Origin of the sequence: Sphingobacterium sp. SG20118, from assembly GCF_044740685.1 — a bacterium.
Classification (GTDB): domain Bacteria; phylum Bacteroidota; class Bacteroidia; order Sphingobacteriales; family Sphingobacteriaceae; genus Sphingobacterium.
The window spans coordinates 2631050-2648259 of sequence record NZ_CP172826.1 but is presented as its reverse complement, the minus strand read 5'-3'; the positions used below and the strand labels follow the sequence as shown (position 1 = coordinate 2648259).

At 41.8% G+C, this 17210-nt stretch carries 13 protein-coding genes; 7 read left to right on the top strand and 6 right to left on the bottom strand.

Annotation, left to right across the window (positions count from 1 at the left end; translation table 11 throughout):
* Window positions 1-119: 119 nt before the first annotated feature.
* The 4 genes from ACFX5U_RS12340 (at window position 120) to ACFX5U_RS12325 (ending at window position 2676) form a co-directional block, all read left to right on the top strand.
* Complete coding sequence (locus tag ACFX5U_RS12340; RefSeq protein WP_400260865.1) at window positions 120-644, top strand: MsnO8 family LLM class oxidoreductase; 525 nt, start codon at window positions 120-122, stop codon at window positions 642-644.
* Window positions 625-1140, top strand: a complete 516-nt coding sequence (locus ACFX5U_RS12335; protein ID WP_400260864.1) for an LLM class flavin-dependent oxidoreductase — start codon at window positions 625-627, stop codon at window positions 1138-1140. The genes ACFX5U_RS12340 and ACFX5U_RS12335 overlap by 20 nt, the downstream gene beginning before the upstream one ends.
* Window positions 1141-1183: 43 nt before the next feature.
* Window positions 1184-1528 carry a helix-turn-helix domain-containing protein gene (locus ACFX5U_RS12330; protein WP_280567091.1) on the top strand — a complete coding sequence of 115 codons (345 nt, stop codon included), beginning with the start codon at window positions 1184-1186 and terminating at the stop codon, window positions 1526-1528.
* A 137-nt stretch (window positions 1529-1665) separates the two neighbouring features.
* Window positions 1666-2676 (top strand): metallophosphoesterase family protein, encoded by a 1011-nt coding sequence (locus ACFX5U_RS12325; protein ID WP_400260863.1) that lies wholly within the window; start codon window positions 1666-1668, stop codon window positions 2674-2676.
* A gap of 119 nt (window positions 2677-2795) precedes the next feature.
* Here the strand turns inward: ACFX5U_RS12325 and ACFX5U_RS12320 are convergent, their stop codons facing one another.
* From ACFX5U_RS12320 to ACFX5U_RS12310, 3 genes are read right to left on the bottom strand one after another with little or no spacing between them, the layout of a single operon-like run.
* On the bottom strand, window positions 2796-4859 hold the full coding sequence (locus ACFX5U_RS12320; RefSeq protein WP_400260862.1) for a family 16 glycosylhydrolase: 2064 nt from the start codon (window positions 4857-4859) through the stop codon (window positions 2796-2798).
* A 3-nt stretch (window positions 4860-4862) separates the two neighbouring features.
* Entirely contained in the window at window positions 4863-6413 is a 1551-nt protein-coding gene (locus ACFX5U_RS12315; protein WP_400260861.1) for a RagB/SusD family nutrient uptake outer membrane protein, read from the bottom strand.
* A gap of 25 nt (window positions 6414-6438) precedes the next feature.
* On the bottom strand, window positions 6439-9492 hold the full coding sequence (locus ACFX5U_RS12310) for a SusC/RagA family TonB-linked outer membrane protein (protein WP_400260860.1): 3054 nt from the start codon (window positions 9490-9492) through the stop codon (window positions 6439-6441).
* Between the two features lie 174 nt (window positions 9493-9666).
* Here ACFX5U_RS12310 and ACFX5U_RS12305 point away from each other — a divergent pair, with 174 nt between their 5' ends.
* Together ACFX5U_RS12305 and ACFX5U_RS12300 are read left to right on the top strand one after the other, a co-directional pair.
* Window positions 9667-10341, top strand: a complete 675-nt coding sequence (locus ACFX5U_RS12305) for a hypothetical protein (protein ID WP_400260859.1) — start codon at window positions 9667-9669, stop codon at window positions 10339-10341.
* Window positions 10253-12562, top strand: a complete 2310-nt coding sequence (locus tag ACFX5U_RS12300) for a triple tyrosine motif-containing protein (protein WP_400263591.1) — start codon at window positions 10253-10255, stop codon at window positions 12560-12562. The genes ACFX5U_RS12305 and ACFX5U_RS12300 overlap by 89 nt, the downstream gene beginning before the upstream one ends.
* Window positions 12563-12713: 151 nt before the next feature.
* Here ACFX5U_RS12300 and ACFX5U_RS12295 read toward each other — a convergent pair whose 3' ends face one another.
* Window positions 12714-13235: a YceI family protein gene (locus ACFX5U_RS12295; protein WP_280567111.1), complete on the bottom strand. Its 522-nt coding sequence runs from the start codon at window positions 13233-13235 to the stop codon at window positions 12714-12716.
* A 437-nt stretch (window positions 13236-13672) separates the two neighbouring features.
* Window positions 13673-14395: a 3-ketoacyl-ACP reductase gene (locus tag ACFX5U_RS12290; protein WP_400260858.1), complete on the bottom strand. Its 723-nt coding sequence runs from the start codon at window positions 14393-14395 to the stop codon at window positions 13673-13675.
* A gap of 111 nt (window positions 14396-14506) precedes the next feature.
* On the opposite strand from ACFX5U_RS12290, the gene ACFX5U_RS12285 reads away from it, so the two are divergent.
* Window positions 14507-15196: an IclR family transcriptional regulator gene (locus tag ACFX5U_RS12285; protein WP_400260857.1), complete on the top strand. Its 690-nt coding sequence runs from the start codon at window positions 14507-14509 to the stop codon at window positions 15194-15196.
* Between the two features lie 149 nt (window positions 15197-15345).
* On the opposite strand, the gene ACFX5U_RS12280 is transcribed toward ACFX5U_RS12285, so the two are convergent.
* The gene (locus ACFX5U_RS12280; protein ID WP_400260856.1) at window positions 15346-17184 is read right to left on the bottom strand and encodes a right-handed parallel beta-helix repeat-containing protein; all 1839 of its coding nucleotides are present in this window, start codon (window positions 17182-17184) and stop codon (window positions 15346-15348) included.
* Between the last annotated feature and the right edge of the window lie 26 nt (window positions 17185-17210).

The following is a 17210-nucleotide window of genomic DNA, read 5'->3' as shown; positions in this document are numbered from 1 at the left end:
TAGTTAATGATCATCAATCATAACGTTTCAATTGATAACTTTGTATTGATTTATTTGATAGGAGGGTAGGTGCTTTATTCGTGTTACCTGTTATTTAACAACATCAAAATTTCAAAAAAATGAAAAAACATATCGCTCATTCCATTTTAGAACTCGCCATCGTATCTGAAGGCAGTACATTCAGACAGACTTTACACCATTCGCTGGAACTGGCTAAGGTGGCAGAAGCAAGTAATTATAAACGCTATTGGTTTGCCGAACATCATAATTCGGTTGCGGTAGGCAGTAGTGCTACTTCGCTATTAATTGGCTACGTAGCTGAAAATACCAGTAAAATAAGAGTAGGGTCGGGTGGAATTATGCTGCCTAATCATGCTCCTATAATCATTGCAGAGCAATTTGGAACCCTTGCTCAACTTTATCCAGATCGAATTGATCTGGGACTGGGAAGAGCTCCAGGTACAGATAGACTGACGGCTCAAGAAATCCGATCCGATTTTATGCAAGCAGCGCAATCATTCCCTGCAGAAATTGAGAAGATCGAAAATTACTTTTCAAAATCCAATAGTACGGGTAAAGTAAGAGCACCGATAGCTGAAGATGCCCAGGTTTCCCATTTACATCTTGGGGTCAAGTCCAGATAGTGCACATTTAGCAGCTCGAAAAGGATTGCCTTATGCATTTGCGAGCCACTTTGCTACCGATCATTTAATGCGGGCATTAAAAATCTATCGGGAAGAATTTCAACCTTCCGAGGTGCTGGAAAAACCCTACACGATAGCGGGTGTCAATGTGATTATTGCGGACACGGATGAAGAAGCACAAAAATTGTTCACATCACTGATCCGGATGTTTTTGGGTGTTTTGACTGGAAATTCTCTGCCCTTGCATCCACCAACAGAAATGACGGAAGATCTGCAAGATATTTTCCATCATCCAAATGTCCATCAGATGCTTAAATACTCCTTTGTGGGTACTAAGGAAAGGGTAAAAGAACTGACGAAAGCATTTTTAGAAGAAACGCAAGTGGATGAACTGATTGTCGTATCGACGATGTATGCTATTAAGGATAGGATCAAGTCTACAGAAATGTTTGCTGAAGTAATGAAAGAAATCAATGATGACGATAGCGCCAATTAAAATTAACGTAATCCGCTCATCAGTATAATAAAAATTAAAAATAATGGCACTAAAAAAAGTTCACTGTGACTGTCTAGAGACCATAAAACCCGTGCGAGATACGTTGGATGTGATCAATGGGAAATGGAAGATACCAATTATCATATCTGTTGGTGTTGGTAATGACCGCTTCACTGATATCCAAGAGAGTATTCCGGGGATATCTCCAAAAGTGTTAGCAAAAGAACTGAAGGATCTTGAACAGCATAAACTGCTCAGGAGAATTGTTATTGAGGAATATCCCGTCAAGATCTCTTACCAACTTGAGGAATATGCAGACACGTTGACCCCAATTATTTATGCACTTAAGGATTGGGGGGTTAATCATAAGAAAAAGGTGATGGAGTAAGTTTTTCCGATGATAAAAAAATAAGAAACAACACCTGGGTAACAGGGGGTAAAATACGCATGACCTTTTATACCGGTTTTTAACGGGATTTTAAAATTATAGTTTTACATTTGAAACCTGTACTTCAAACATCCGATATGAAATCTTACCTATTTGCTTTGCTCTATTTTTTTACGCTGATCCTTTTTATTCATCCTGCATTTTCTCAGGTTTCTGACAAGGATATCAACAAAGAGCGGAAAAATAAAAGTCTTAAGATCTTAGTGATATCGGATTTAAATGATAGCTATGGATCGACGACTTACAGCAAAGAAGTGTTGGATGTAGTGGGAAGTATATCGACATTAAAGCCAGATCTTATATTGTGTGGAGGTGATATGGTCGCAGGACAAAAAAGAACTTTAACAAGAGAGGCTATTCAGGCGATGTGGAAGGGATTTGATCAGGCCATATTGCAACCGATAAAGGCTTCTGGAGTGCCATTTGGATTTACCATGGGCAATCATGATGCCTCTCCCAGTTTTGTGCTGGATCGCGAAGTTTCGGCCTCATTTTGGCTCAATCATAAAGCTGATGTCAATCTTACGTTTATCGAAAGCAGTCATTTTCCTTATTACTATTCTTATTTGAAAAATAATGTTTTTATTATCTCTTGGGATGCTTCATCATCTCAAATACCGGAGCAAGTGAAAAGTTGGATGAAAGAACAGTTGGATAGTCCTCTGGCTAAAGAGGCTAGATTTAAAATCGTATTGGGTCACCTGCCTTTATATGCGCTTGTTGAATCTAAAAATAAACCAGGAGAAGTACTGGAACATGCTGATGAGACCTTGCAGTTTCTGAAAGAAAATGAAGTAGATCTTTATTTATCGGGTCATCAACATGTGTATTACCCTGCTCAAAAAGAATCGGTGATCTTATATCACAGCGGTTGCCTGGGTGGGGGACCTCGTGCTTTATTGGGGCACAATGCGGATCCGTACAAAGCTTATGGCTTTATTGAAATCCCGAAGAAGATAAAAAATAAGAATGCGGTAAAACTAAGTGCTATAAGAGCTGATGATAAGCATGAAGTTAGACTTCAAGATTTACCTACACAGGTTTCGGGGTTTAATGGAACCGTCCAAAGAATCGATCTGGCTAAGTAGGTATGATTGATGTTTTTTATTCTATAAATAAAACCTTTTCAGTGTTTAGCTGAAAAGGTTTTTTTAGATTAAGTGTGCATGTGTTACCTGTTCAATATGAGTGTGGTATCGCGAATGAGTTAGGGAATCAATTCATATACGCGTACATAGTCGATTTCAAAAACATTCGGGAATATTTTGTCATCAACCCCATGTTTACCACCCCAATTTCCGCCGATGGCTAAATTGAGCAACCAATGGAATTTTTGATCAAAGGGCCATTCCGAAAAGGTTTTATGTTCGTTTTCAACAGAAAAGATTTCCTGATCATCGATAAATCCTTTGATATATTCTGGAGTCCAATCCACACGATACAGGTGAAAGGCATCGGATACACCTGCTACCTTTTTCGTTGCCGTTTTTTGGGTGTTGATGTTATGGTTGTAGGCCTTGGTATGCGTAGAAATATGCAGCATATCTTGGTCATAGCCCACGTGCTCCAGGATATCTATTTCACCGGAGTTGGGCCAATCGCCATATTTTGATTCTGTCGGCAACATCCAGATAGCAGGCCAATTGCCGCGACCTTTCGGTAGCTTGGCCCGAGCTTCAAACCTGCCGTATAAAAAGTCCCCTTTATACTTACTGACCAGTCGGGCAGAGGTGTAGGGTTTCCCGCCTTTATTTTCTTTTAAAGCTTTGATCTTTAATACGCCTTGACCGACAACCGAGTTTTTTAGAGAAGAGGCGACATAATACTGTTGCTCATTATTGCCCCAGCCATCATATTTTGAACCGATATCATACGACCATTTGGTGCTGTCGGGCAAGCCCTTGTAATTAAATTCATCGGCCCAAATGGGGTCGCTCGAAAAACGGTATGTGTTTTTCAGGTTTGATGATAGGGGTGCATTCGTTGTGTTGGCCGTTACGTAAAAAGGGATATTGGCCGTAGCCACATTGTTATGACCATCCGATACATAGACAAACAGCCGATAGGCACCTTCTTCGGTTGGTGCTTTGAGCTGTGTGTTTTGTTGGCTTTCATCTGCAATAAGTCCAGTAATGGCTTTGGGTCTTTCTTCGCGGTCACCGCCCTCTTTCAGATCGGTACTCTCGTGCAAGAGCTCCCAATGTGTGGTGAGTTTGTCGCCATCTGGATCTTTCACAAACACTTCAATGGGATAGCTTTTTCCGGGTTCGACATAGACAAAATCAGCCGCCTTTTTTCCATCCAATAGCAAGGATTCTAAATGGGGAGATCGGTTTGTAGGCCATTTTTTTGACCACAGGAATTCCATCACATCCACCACTTCATTTTCTTCACCTGCTTCGGTGAATAATCCATACCAGGTAGGGGTACGTTCCTGTTTCTGGCCCCATAAAAAGACATAAGATCCTAAGCAATGATTGTCTTTACCGATGGATGCTTCATAGCGGCTTTTGTATACGGCTGCTTTTTCACTGCTATTTTCTTCTATGGAAGCATTCCAAGGTGTTTGCGCCACTTCCCAATGGCCTGTAGGTCCCCACTCGGTAACGATATAGGGTTTTGTCCAACCCACACTTTTAATCTCCTCGGGTACGGATGCCAGGCCTCCATATACCTGAACTGCGATCAGGTCGATAGCGGGGCTTTTTTCTTGAATATAGTCAAATTCCTTTTTGTTTACACCGGCCAGCATCGTGGTGACCAGGTGATTGGGGTCCAGTTCGTGGATCAATACTGCAATAGCATTCACAGCATCCCATACTTTTGGGTTGCTGTAATGTAGGTTGAGCTCATTGCCGATGCCCCAGGCTAAAAGTGCAGGGTGGTTGCGGTATTGAAGCACCGTTTTTCGTATTCCTTCCAATTGTTTGGCGACCGATTCGGGATCGTTGTAGTCAAATCCATGCCTTTCTGCGCGCACATCCAAGCCTAAGGTAACGGTCAGTCCCATTCGATGGGCGTCATCCAATATTTTACCGGCATCTTTTGGACTCCAAGTGCGTATGGAGTTACCCCCATACGCTTTGAGACGATCCATATAATGGGTGCCGCCTGCTCCTTTGATAAAATAGGGCTTACCATCCCGTTTTAGGGTAAAACCACCATTTTCTTTAACAATTTCAGTTTTGACCGGTTTGTTTTCTTGCGCTATTGTCAGTTGCAGGTTGAAAAGCAGGATGGCCCATATAGTAACTCGTTTAATATACGTCATGATTTATCTGAAATTAGGGTTAGCATCTATTTGCGTTTGCGGTATCGGCAAAGATTCGCTCATACCCGGAATAAATTTAGCACCAAATACCTCTTTTGCTTTGCCAGTACGCACCAAGTCGTTGAAACGCTCGCCCCACCATTCACAAGCAAATTCTGCTCTACGCTCGTCGAGGATCTGGTTTAAGTTTACATTCGCAATTGGTGCTAATTTAGCTCTTTCTCGTACTAATCGGAACGGTTCGTCTCCATTTTGTCCTTTTCTTACTTTTGCCTCCGCATTGAGCAGCAGTACATCTGCGTAACGTAGTATCCGCACATTATTGTTTGCACCATATTCCAAACGGCCTTCTGTCATCTGCGCTTTTGGAAGATAGGCTTTTCCGTTGAAATATTTGATGCCAAAGGGATTTCCAAAGACCACGTCACCACTAGGGGTAGTGACAGATGTGGCAGGATCACCGTTTATGCCGCAATACTGAATGGTGTTTTTCAAGCGTTCGTGGTCGCCGCGATTGGTCAGAAAATCGACAATATCTTGCGATGGGGGTACCCAGCCTGCACCTGAAATGGCACTTCCTTTTTGATCGCCAGACGGACCTTGCCATTTAAAGAATGTTCCCCAGTCTACTCCGGGACGTACAATATCGCCTGTACTGAGGCCGAAATCGGAATATTGCAATTCAAATAGGGATTCGTTTGCTAGTTTTCCGGGTAGCTTAAAGAGCTCGTACAGGTTTGGATAGAGCGAGAATTTATTGCTCGCAATGATTTTATTGGTCGCATCTAACACTTCTTCCCAATGCGGACTGCTGTTATCATTGCCGGCAAGGTCTGAAGCTGCCTTGGCTTTTAATAAGAGCGCGGTATACTTGGTGACAGCACCGATATGGATGGATTGATTGGGACGGGCATCTTCCAGCGCTTCAATACAATCATTCATTTCGGCAATGATAAATTCCCTTACTTCGGCAGCTGTGCTCTTTTCGATGGTCGCCAATCGTCCGATGTTTTCACTATCGATCAAAATCGGTACATTTCCAAAGAGGCGAGAAGCCATCAGATGGGCGTAGGCGCGCAGAAACCGAACCTCCGCTTTGTATTGTTTGTTTAAGGCGAGGTCTTTGCTGTTGCTGGTGGGTATTTTTGCAGCAAAATTTTCCAGTTCAATCAACGCATTGTTGGCAGCGATGACCAGACTGTAGTAACTGATCCACGATTGATTGAGCCCCCAGTAAGATTGAACGGTGACATCATTCTGGAAATTTTTGATAGCCGTTAATTCTGGATTATCGTTGGGGCTCGGAGCACCCTGCAGGTAGTCATCATCGCGCATGCAACGTATGGAAAGGTCGATCCAGTGCACCAGATTGTCATCCGCTGCTGAGCGGTATACGCCAGAAACAGGACTATACATGAGTGCCGGATTGCTGTAGTCGATTTCTTCCGAGCGCTGCTGGTTTTCAAGGGGCTTGTCTAAAAACTTTTTACAGCTGGTCATGGATAGCGGAACTGCTATACAACTGGCTATGAGGATATATTTAAAGGTGTTCATAAGATTAAAATGAAAGGATTAAAAATTAAAATGAAACTTTGACTCCTAGGCTGTACGTCGATGCAATAGGATACACATTGGCATCAAATCCCATTCCCGATATTTCGGGTGTGAAACCACTGTATTTGGTAAACATAAATGGTCTATCTGCCGTTACGAATATGCGGGTAGGCATTTTTGGGAAGTCAAAACTATAACCCAACTGAATGTTTTGAATGCGGAGGTAAGCACCACTTTCTACAAAGAATGAACTTGCCTGTAGATTCCACGATGCGACCGATCCTGCTGCCGATGGATGTGTGTTGCTCGAACCTTCTCCTGTCCATAGTTTATCAACAAAATCGGCATCGACATTCATCTGGCTGTATTTTCTGCGCATGGCTCTGTTGAGGTTATGGATCTTATTGCCACTTACACCTTGGAAGGCGATACTCATGTCAAATTTTTTGTAATCGAATGCAACGTTGAAACCATAGGTGATCTTTGGTAGGTAGTTCCCCAGATTGATACGGTCGTTTTCATCCAATTCACCATTATTGTTCTGATCTTTATATTGGAGATAACCCGGTAAGATAGGGGAGTTTGGATTTTGTTTATTGTAGGCACTCGAAATCGGGTCGGCATCGATCTGTGCTTGATTTTGATAGACACCGGCTACTTCATAGCCATAAAAATAGTTGATAGGCTCGTTGATTTCGATTCTTGCAGGAAACTCTGCTGCCCATTCCGGGTAACCGTTCATGATGTTTTCCAATCCCCCTAGGTTTTTGACTGTGTTTTTCAATGTCGTCACATTTCCGGCTAGGGCGTAGCCAAATGCGCCGACTTTATCTTTCCATTGCAGCCCGATTTCCCATCCACTGTTGGCTACACTGCCCCAGTTTCCGTATACGCGATCCCAAGAAAATGGAATGGGTCTGCTGAATGCTAGATCATGGGTCGTTCTGTGGTAATAATCTACGGTACCACTCAGGCGATTGTTCAATAGCGCAAAATCTAAACCACCATCCCATTCTTCAACCACTTCCCAGCGCACTTGTGAAAAGAACCTGCCCACGCGGTATCCGGGTATCCGGGTGCCGTTTGTGCTGCCTTCGCTACCAAATATGCCCGAGAAATTATTTCCGGAATAGACGGTTGCATATCCGGCATTGGGTTGGATACCATCATTACCCAATTTACCCCAGCTTCCGCGTATTTTCAATTGATTGAAAAGTTTCTGGTTTTCCATAAACTTTTCTTTCGTCAGCACCCATCCTAAACCTACTGATGGGAAATAACCCCATTTGGTTTGGTATTTGGAACTTCCATCGGCACGGAAAGTGGCGGTCAATAAATACTTGTTGTCATAATCGTATGTTCCTCTAGAAAAATAGGATATTCCGGCATTGCGAGAGCCATTTTCACCATATCCTGTGGCAGACCCTATTCCCTGAGCGCCGACACCTACATACCAAAACTCTTCCGATTCGGGTACATCATTGGCCTGTACCCAGGTTTCACGCCAGCGCTCCTCCCGGGTCGATTGCCCCAATAGGACTGACCAGTGGTGTTTGCCCGATTCGTCTTTATATGTCAATAAATTGTCTAAGATGTAGTTGTTGTTACGTGCTTGTGCAGACCGTAGAAAAGAGCGGTCGTTTCGCTGGTCGTTATCAATATAATAAATCGGGTTATAACCGATGTTATGTGTCGATTGATAGCGTTGGCTGAGCTGTGATTTGAACGTGATCTTGTCTTTCCAAAGTTCTGCTTCTACGTAAAAACTCGGTAGTATCTGAAATCCTTTTGTTTGATTGTTGTTGTAGAAAGCTGTGGCGACCGGATTGTTGTACCAAAATCCGGATTGCATACCGATGGCGGTACTGGATCCGAATTTTTCAGGTTTCGCAAGCTCGAGGGAAGGGTCGTAGACCGGGTATAAAGGAGTCGCAAAATAGGCCTGACGGAAAGCGGCATTATTGGGATGATAAGATTTGAAATTGTTTAAATGTGCTATAAAGCCAACTTTCAACCAATCTGTGACCTTGGCATCTGCCTGCATACGCATGTTAAACTTTTGGTTGTTGTTTTTAGCATCCATGATGCCTTCTTGTTTGACATAGTTGAGACCAAAACCATAGGTTATTTTTTCACTTCCACCCATGATATCGACATTGTGATTGGTGATGAGTGCTTTTGAACGTAACAGCTCGTCGAACCAATCGGTATCCATGGCAGGGTTGGTTTCCGTGCCACCATATTTTTCAACTGAATTTTTAACAAAAGCGCCATTTCCGGTGGCCGTAGCATAGTTAGCATACTGCTGCGCATTCGCCATTTTTAAAACGTTGGTTGGTGTTTGGAAGCCCACAAATCCATTGTAGGTGACTTGTGATTTCATATTCAAGCTTCCTTTTTTGGTGGTCACGAGGATGACCCCATTGGCCGCGCGAACCCCGTATATGGCTGCTCCAGATGCATCTTTTAAGATCGAGATATCTGCAATATCGTTGGGGTTAAGGAAATCAATATTATCCATAAACATCCCATCGACCACATACAGCGGACTTTCATTATTGAACGAACCAACTCCGCGGACGCGTACCGACGGTGTTGATCCAGGTGCTCCTGAGCTCACGATCTGCACACCTGTAACGGCACCTTGGAGGGCATCCATGGGATTGGAAACCGTACGTTTGGCCATATCTTGCATATTGACCGTAGCAATCGGGGCTGTGAGATCGCCTTTTCGTTGTGTACCATAACCTACGACAACGACTTCATCCAGGTTAAAATCGGCATTAGCCTTTAATTGGATGTTCACGGAATTGCCGGTTAGGGTTACGGTTTTTGATTCATAGCCCAAGGAGGAGACGATCAAATAATTGGAATTTTGGGGAATTGAGAGGGTGAACTCGCCATTCTCGTTGCTACTGGTTCCAGTTGTGGAACCGCCTGATAAGGTAATACTTGCCACTAACGGAATCCCCAGTTCATTTGTGACTTTACCTGTAATCGTTCTGTTCTGTGCACTTACGGTAGTGGTAAGACAAGACAGAAGAGCAACACTTGCAATGATGCTGACCTTGTTTTTCATACTTGATGAATTAAAGAATTTAGAATGTTTATAATTACCTCAAATTTAGATTTAGATAGTCATAAGTTAAATTTAAACACTACTTCATTACTACTTCATCATGCGTTAATGTTCCTAAATTCGCTATATTTGGGGTACGTCAAGTTTACGTCAACCCAATTATAGACAGCATATATGAAGTATCTCATCATCCTTTATTTGTTCGTATTTTTTATAATGCCGCATGCAGTATGTGGACAACATCTACTTGGATTACCATTGGTCAACAACTATAATAAAACCGTATATCGGGGTGGTAGCCGTACCTGGGATATGAAGCAAGATAGCAGGGGCATCATGTATTTTGGTAACAGTGAAGGGCTGATTACTTTTAATGGTCGGTATTGGAAATCATATGCACTGCCCAACCATACGATCATCCGCTCGCTATGGATCGATGATCATGATCGCATATATGTAGGGGGGCAAGGGGATTTCGGTTATTTTGAGCCTTCGGAACAGGGTGGGTTGACGTATACATCACTTAAAGCCTTGATCCCTGAGGCGTATCGTAATTTTGCAGATATCTGGAATACTTTGTCTTTTGGACAGTCTGTTTTTTTTAGAGCGACGAATGTGATCTTTGAACTTAAAGGCCAAAAAATAACGGTACATCCAGCTGACGCAGAATGGTATTTTATGGGCAAGGTCGGTGATTCGTTATTTGCACAGGATAAAAAAAATGGTTTATTGGTCTACCGGAAACAAGCATTGGTCTCCCATGCTCGCCGCGCTACCCTATGCGGATATGAAAATATCGGCCATGATACCACTGGGCAAGGATCGTATCGTGGTGTCCACTTTAAATAATCAAAACTATCTATTGAAAGACAAGATGTTAATGCAATTGAATAAGGAGCGTTGGGAAGATAGTTATACGCCATCTTCGGCGCTTATAGACGATTCTACTTTTGTGGTCGGCAATGCAAAAGATGGCTGTCATATCCGTGATCGGAATGCCAAGACTATTCAGCGTATCGGGATTAAGGAGGGGTTGGTGAACAAGAATATATCTGCGGTATTTGTAGATCGACAGAAAAATATATGGGTAGCTAGTGACAATGGTATTTCGGTGATTTCGTATGGTTCTGCTGTCCGGTACCTGCGGCCAAATCTGGAAAATGATGTAACCGGATTATCGTCTTTGATCTTTGACCACAAACTTTATTTGGCATCTTCAAATGGGATGTATGTTGCACCCATTACCAAAGGGCTGAGCGATCAAAGCCGATCATTGAGTTCTTTTTCGCTTTTCCCAAAAAGCGATGGAGGAGAGGCGTGGATGCTGCAAGAATTGAATGGAAACTTATTGCTTGGGCATAATAAAGGACTGTTTCAGATACAGGATCAAACCTTACTGCCGTTGTCGAATAGGACGGGTACTTGGAACGTATTGCCTTTAAGCTCGGTGTATCCGGTAGAGCGGGCTTTGGTGGGGACTTATCAGGGCTTAGAGTTGTTGAATTATCAAAACGGGAGCTTTCAGTCCGATGGTCAGTTACGTGGGTTTGTTGATTCGTATCGTTTTTTAGAATTGGATGAGAAAAAAACAATTTGGGCTTCACATCCGTATCGCGGTATCTATCGCATGCGATTGGCGGCAGACCGACATGCCTATCAAGCAGATCTGTTGACTAAAAAAAATGGTTTACCTTCCGACTATCAAAATTTTGTATTCAAGATCAAAGATCAAGTGATTTTTGCGACAGAAAAAGGACTGTATACCTACGATTATAGCAAAAATGTGTTTGTCCCGTCGGTTGATTTTAAAGTATTTGAGGGGCTCACGATCCGTTATCTCAAGGAAGATAAGGATGGGAATATCTGGTTTTGTACGAACAAATACGTAGGGGTTGCTCAATTTGACCCTAAAGCGAGGACCTACCAGCTGATTAAATTTTCAGAGATTGAAGGCATGAACACTTCGGGATTTGATCATATCAATACTTTTGATAAAAACAACGTCTACATCGGTGCCGAAAAGGGAATTATACACATCAACTATGAAAAGTATATCAAGGAGGCTCGGAAACCGCTTGTCTTGTTATCTCAGGTAACGGCAAAATCGACCTTGGATAGCACTATTTTTGAAGGGTATTTTAACAAGAGTCCAACGGGAGTTTATGAACAGGATGCTGCTGATGGGCCTGAGTTAGCTTCGAAATTCAATTCTTTTCAGTTTGCTTTTTCTTCGCCAAGTTTTGGTATTCATGAACATGTGGAGTTCAGCTATCAATTGGTCGGGTACGATGAGAGCTGGTCTACATGGGCAAATATCTCTGAAAAATCATATACGAATCTCCCAAGTGGAGACTATCGGTTTCAGGTTAAAGTCCGCAACAACTTAAACCAGATTTCTGCGGTATCCTCTTACGCTTTCACTATTTTACCACCTTGGTATTTGACTATTTGGGCAAAACTGGTCTACCTTATTTTGGGTGCCGTAGGGATTTCTATTTTTTTTAGGATACAAAAACAGGTCTGGAAAAAGCAACAGCTCCAATATGAAAAGAAAATGGCACAGCTCCGCTATATCCATCAGTTGGAAATCGAAAAGAGTGAAAAGGAAATCGTGAAACTGAATAATGAGAAGTTGGAACAGGAGGTATTGGTTAAAACCAAAGAATTGGCGAGTACAAGTATGCAACTACTGGAAAATTCGGGAACGCTCGTTAAAGTCCGTGATGAACTGGCGAAAATAGGGGTGAATGACGAAGAGGCTTCTGAATTAAAACGGGTCAATAATTTATTGAAAGATGTCGAAAAAAATAGTGCCAACTGGGATCAGTTCGCCTCGCATTTTGATGAACTTAATGATGGGTTTTTGAATAAGCTGAAATCAAATCATGCCGGATTATCACGCAATGATTTAAAGGTCTGTGCTTATTTGAAATTGAATTTTACCACCAAGCAGATTGCACAATTGCAAAATATTACGGTTAGGGGAGTTGAGATACACCGTTATAGGCTACGTAAAAAATTGCCTGTTGGGAAAGATCAATCTTTAAGTGATTTTTTGAATGAGATATGAGGAATTGCTGTTTGATTATATCGAGCTGATACAGCTCGTGCTGTGGACATGCCTAAAGTTTTTATGATCATAGCGCGATGGTGAACATAAAAAAGGCCATGTCTCCGTTTGGGACATGACCTTCTATTATGCGCTATTACTACTTAGGTTATTAACTTAAGATGAATTGGAAATCCGCTTGGAATTTCACTTCATCGCTTACCATCAGGCCACCTGTTTCTAGGGCTGCATTCCACGTCAATCCGAAATCTTGGCGGTTGATCTTACCTGTAGCGGTATAACCCACTTTTTCATTTCCCCAAGGATCTTTTGCAACACCACCGAACTCAACGTCTACGGTAATGGATTTAGTGATGCCTTTGATTGTTAAGTCTCCGGTCAATTTAATATCATCACCATCTTTTTTGCTGCTTGTAGCATGAAATGTAATGGTTGGGTTGCCAGCAACATCAAAAAAATCGGCACTTTTCAAATGCTCATCGCGTTGCTCGTTTTTTGTATTGATAGAAGCGGTCTGTATAGTCAAGTCTATCTTGGCGTTTTCTAAATGGTTGGAATCACTAACTACTGTCAGGTCGAAATCTTGAAATTGACCTTTCACGTTCGTGATCATCATGTGTTTTACTTTGAACTCAATCTCGCTGTGCGCTTTGTCTAAACTCCAATTTGCCATAATTTTAATGTTTTTATATGTTTATAAATATTGATATATTCTTGTTTTATAATCTGAGACAAATTTAACCATTGCTGAGCTCAAAAATATTGACCTAGATCAATATCGTACTTTGCCGTTGTGAATAGTAACATTAGGTAAACAATGTTTGGCGGTATTGGTTTTGAATTATTTTGCACATTCGTTCAATTATTTTCACATGCCAATACTGCCTTCGACCCAATAGCCTTGGAACTTGATATTTTTTGAATGCACGCCGATTTTTTTTAATTCTTTTCGAAATGCTTGGACTGAGGATACGTTGCCGGTGAGATAGAACACGTATTTTTCAAGAGGGATAGCTGATTGTCGGGTAATGACGGTACTGTAGCGTCTATAGCTGAAAAAGCCACTTTATAGATACGTAAAGTGGCTTTTTTTATGCTTAGGTTGATGGATTATGGATTTGTCGACCAAAGTGCAAGTTCTTTTACAAAGGCACGTTGTGGTAATTTTAAGTTGTTGACCACCAAATAGGCTAAGTCTTCTGGTTGAAGAACTTTTTCTTCATTTCCATCGGTAAATCCAGCAGTTAAAGTCATATGCGTAGCGATCGTACTTGGGTTGACCGTGGTTACTCTAATGTTTGATTTTCTAACTTCCTGCATTAAAGATTCTGTCAGGTTGACAACAGCAGCTTTTGATGCGCCGTATGCACTCATATTCGCAGCACCTTTTGCGGCAGCTGTTGATGCAATATTGATGATATCACCTTTACCTTGTTGTGTGATCAATGGTAAAACTTCATGAATCATATAATAGGTTCCTAACACATTGATTTGAAATACCTGTTCCCATTCTTCAATAGGTACTTCCAATATGCCGCCCATTTTAAATATTCCGGCGTTGTTGATCAAGATATCAACTGTTTTCAAGGATGCTGCAATTGTTGCTACTGCTTCCTTGACTTCTGAATAACTTCCTACATTAGCCGCTACATAGGAAACTGTGATATCTGGATTTAGTTGTTTTAATGCTGTGGTTAACTGCTCAAGATCTGCAGCTGTTCTGCTGATCAATCCTAAGTTGACACCTTCGACCGCTAGCGCTAAAGCCATTGCTTTGCCAAGTCCTTTTCCTGCGCCAGTTATGATGGCTGTTTTCCCTTTTAATGATTGCATGTTATATTTCATTTAATGTTTTAACTACTGATTACTCAAAGTTGTATATATTTGGCTGTATGAACAAGTAGATTCGGGTTTAATGTATATTTGTTCAATATTAATGAACTTATGGTACAATCGGTAAAAAGAACAATGGAGATACTCCTGTATATTGCGCAAAACGGAAATATGGTCAGGTTGCAAGATGTCGCGGATCATTTACAGGTAGAAAAATCGACTGCTCATAATTTGATCAAGTCACTGCTTGAGTTGGGCTATGTCGTACAGGATGAATTAACACCACGATACCAACTTACCGATAAGATGTACATGTTGATACCACCTAAGGCATCCATTCATTTGTTGAAACAATATTATCGACCTATCCTACAACAGATAACGGCGCTTACGCAAGAAACATCGTACTTGTCCATTCAAATGGGGACTTACATACGGCATGAATTTAAATGTGATCCTGAGCGAAGAGTTCGAATCAGCTTGGAACTGGGTAAAGAATTTGTCCTCCTGAATTCTGCCATTGGCAATGTATTTATGGCTTATTCTGAGCATTTAAGGGATTCTATTATGCGTTCATTGAATGAGGAAGAGTCAAAACAACTAGCTGAAAAGCTAGATAAGGTTGTTCAAAATGGTTATGCAGAGGATTATGAACGTCTAGAAAAAGAGCTGAATTGTATCGCTGTTCCCGTGTTTGAAAATAAAAGAATCGTAGCTGTTATCGGTGTTTCTGGTCCGGCTTTTCGCTTTAAAGAAGAGGAAATGATGAAGGCAGTAGCTATTGTTAAGCAATTTGTGTAGTGGTCAGTAGGGTGTTTGATATGAATTTCTTGATTGGTCTATCTTTATAAAACTGTGAAGACAGAAAAGGCAAGTTTGGTGAAAAGGAAAGGGCCAATGTCTTGTTGACATTGGCCCTTTCTTTGGCATAAAGCTATTGGAAATGTGTATTATTTTTTAATTTCAGCATGGAATGCCTGCTCAAGTGGCTTGCCATCGATGGTATTGTTGTCGATGTCCGTGTTGACCACGCGCTCAAATAAGATCGCATTTTTATTCCAGTGGAATGCTGGATATTCTTTGTTCGTTTTGATCTTGTTGTTGCGGAAGGTGATACCATCTACCGATTTGGCATATAGGATCGGTTTATCGAAAGTCTCAAAATAGTTGTTTTCGATTTTGATACCGCTATGGAAATATTTTTTCTGGTTCTTCAAGTCTGGAATCTCTGGATAGATCGAGATCACGGCATTGGTGAACTGGAACATATTGGTCAGGGCATTGATGAACTTGTTGTTCTTGATCGTGATGTCACGGCAAGAACCCGTTTCGTACCAACCATTGCTATCGCCACATAATAGGATCGCTGTTCCTGAAGTATGATCAAATAGATTGTTCTCCACTACTGTTTTTTGTGGTGTGCTGAACAAGGCGCCACGTGCTCTATTGTTACGCACGGTATTGCCTTTGAACTCTACTGCTGGTGTCCAAGTTAGGTTTTCGATACCGATATCCAATTGAGTAGGGTCGATGTATGCATCTAAAGCTTTGCTGAACTTGATTTCGAAGTCCATGATCGGATCGCTTTCTTTTTCACGGATCACTTTGATGGTTTGGATACTGTTCTTATTGTCCCAAAGTTCCATCGTTTTCGATTGGATGAACTGTACCGAATCGCCCACATATCCCCAGTCAAAACCAAAGGATTGCTCTTGCATGTAGCGGGCAAGGAGGGTATGGTCATCTATTTTTTTGATGATCTTTAAGTACGTACCATGGATGTTGATGGCATCGTCCATCATGTTCTCGTATAATCCATTGTTGGATACGATGACACCTTTACAGCCCGAGAAGTGGGTAGCATCGGCTTGTGCCGTGAAATAACGCGGGTCGTTCTTACCACGCATCGATACATTGAATTTCTCTAAGTAGATATCTTCTGTCAACTGTGCCAATAGGCCCATTCCTTCAGAATAATGAACGCTTATGTTTTCCAATCGTGTGTTTTTGCCTTTATGCACAAAAATACCAGGATTGGGTCTATGCCAGCTGCGCATCGCTACGACAGTACCAGGGATCAATTTTTCGTTTTTCCAAGGAGCTTTGATGATGCCTTTGGATACTTCGGTAACACGTGATGTACCCACGGCGATATCGCTGGTATTATAGACGATATGCTTGGTTTTTTCTTCAAATGCGATACCAGATGTAGGTTTCATTTCCCAGCCTTCGCCCGTATTGTAGAACGTACTGTCTTTAATGGTATATGTTACCCAAGGTGCAGTTTGGTAGGTGATCACACCTGCTGCGACATCGTTTTCCAAGATTTTGACCTGGCAGATCTGTGGTTGCTCGAAGTCGATATGGATATTTTTAAGGCTCACATTTTGATTTTCGATCAGCGAGATCGGCAACATGCGGCCATGGAAGATGAAATCGGACCCTTGACCGTCAATGGTCACATTGTCCATATGCTCCAATGCCAAGCCGACAGTTTTCGGATTGTCCTGATCGTGGTTGGAGATGTAATATACTTTTTTCTGTGCACCTTCAGCATGGAAATCGTAGCGTCCTTTTTTGAACTTGATTACGATAGGATTGGTTTTCCCAGCTTCGGTAACTACTTTTTGAATGGCTTGTTGGATGGTGGCACTACTGTTCTGTCCGGTGTTTGGTACAATGCCATACTTGGTCAAGTCGTAGACTTTAGGTGTTGAGCCTGCCTGTGCCTGAAAGCTGATGAAAGCGAGCATAGCGACCGACATGTTTTTTGTGAACCAATGTTTCATTTTAATAATTAGTAAGTTCGGTTTTT

Bases quoted from the DNA above. Each gene is read 5' to 3' on its own strand.
- ACFX5U_RS12320 (WP_400260862.1), bottom strand. From the start codon at position 4,859: ATGACGTATATTAAACGAGTTACTATATGGGCCATCCTGCTTTTCAAC.
- ACFX5U_RS12280 (WP_400260856.1), bottom strand. From the start codon at position 17,184: ATGAAACATTGGTTCACAAAAAACATGTCGGTCGCTATGCTCGCTTTC.
- ACFX5U_RS12330 (WP_280567091.1), top strand. From the start codon at position 1,184: ATGGCACTAAAAAAAGTTCACTGTGACTGTCTAGAGACCATAAAACCC.
- ACFX5U_RS12290 (WP_400260858.1), bottom strand. From the start codon at position 14,395: ATGCAATCATTAAAAGGGAAAACAGCCATCATAACTGGCGCAGGAAAA.
- ACFX5U_RS12305 (WP_400260859.1), top strand. From the start codon at position 9,667: ATGAAGTATCTCATCATCCTTTATTTGTTCGTATTTTTTATAATGCCG.
- ACFX5U_RS12315 (WP_400260861.1), bottom strand. From the start codon at position 6,413: ATGAACACCTTTAAATATATCCTCATAGCCAGTTGTATAGCAGTTCCG.
- ACFX5U_RS12310 (WP_400260860.1), bottom strand. From the start codon at position 9,492: ATGAAAAACAAGGTCAGCATCATTGCAAGTGTTGCTCTTCTGTCTTGT.
- ACFX5U_RS12325 (WP_400260863.1), top strand. From the start codon at position 1,666: ATGAAATCTTACCTATTTGCTTTGCTCTATTTTTTTACGCTGATCCTT.
- ACFX5U_RS12295 (WP_280567111.1), bottom strand. From the start codon at position 13,235: ATGGCAAATTGGAGTTTAGACAAAGCGCACAGCGAGATTGAGTTCAAA.
- ACFX5U_RS12285 (WP_400260857.1), top strand. From the start codon at position 14,507: ATGGTACAATCGGTAAAAAGAACAATGGAGATACTCCTGTATATTGCG.
- ACFX5U_RS12340 (WP_400260865.1), top strand. From the start codon at position 120: ATGAAAAAACATATCGCTCATTCCATTTTAGAACTCGCCATCGTATCT.
- ACFX5U_RS12300 (WP_400263591.1), top strand. From the start codon at position 10,253: ATGCTCGCCGCGCTACCCTATGCGGATATGAAAATATCGGCCATGATA.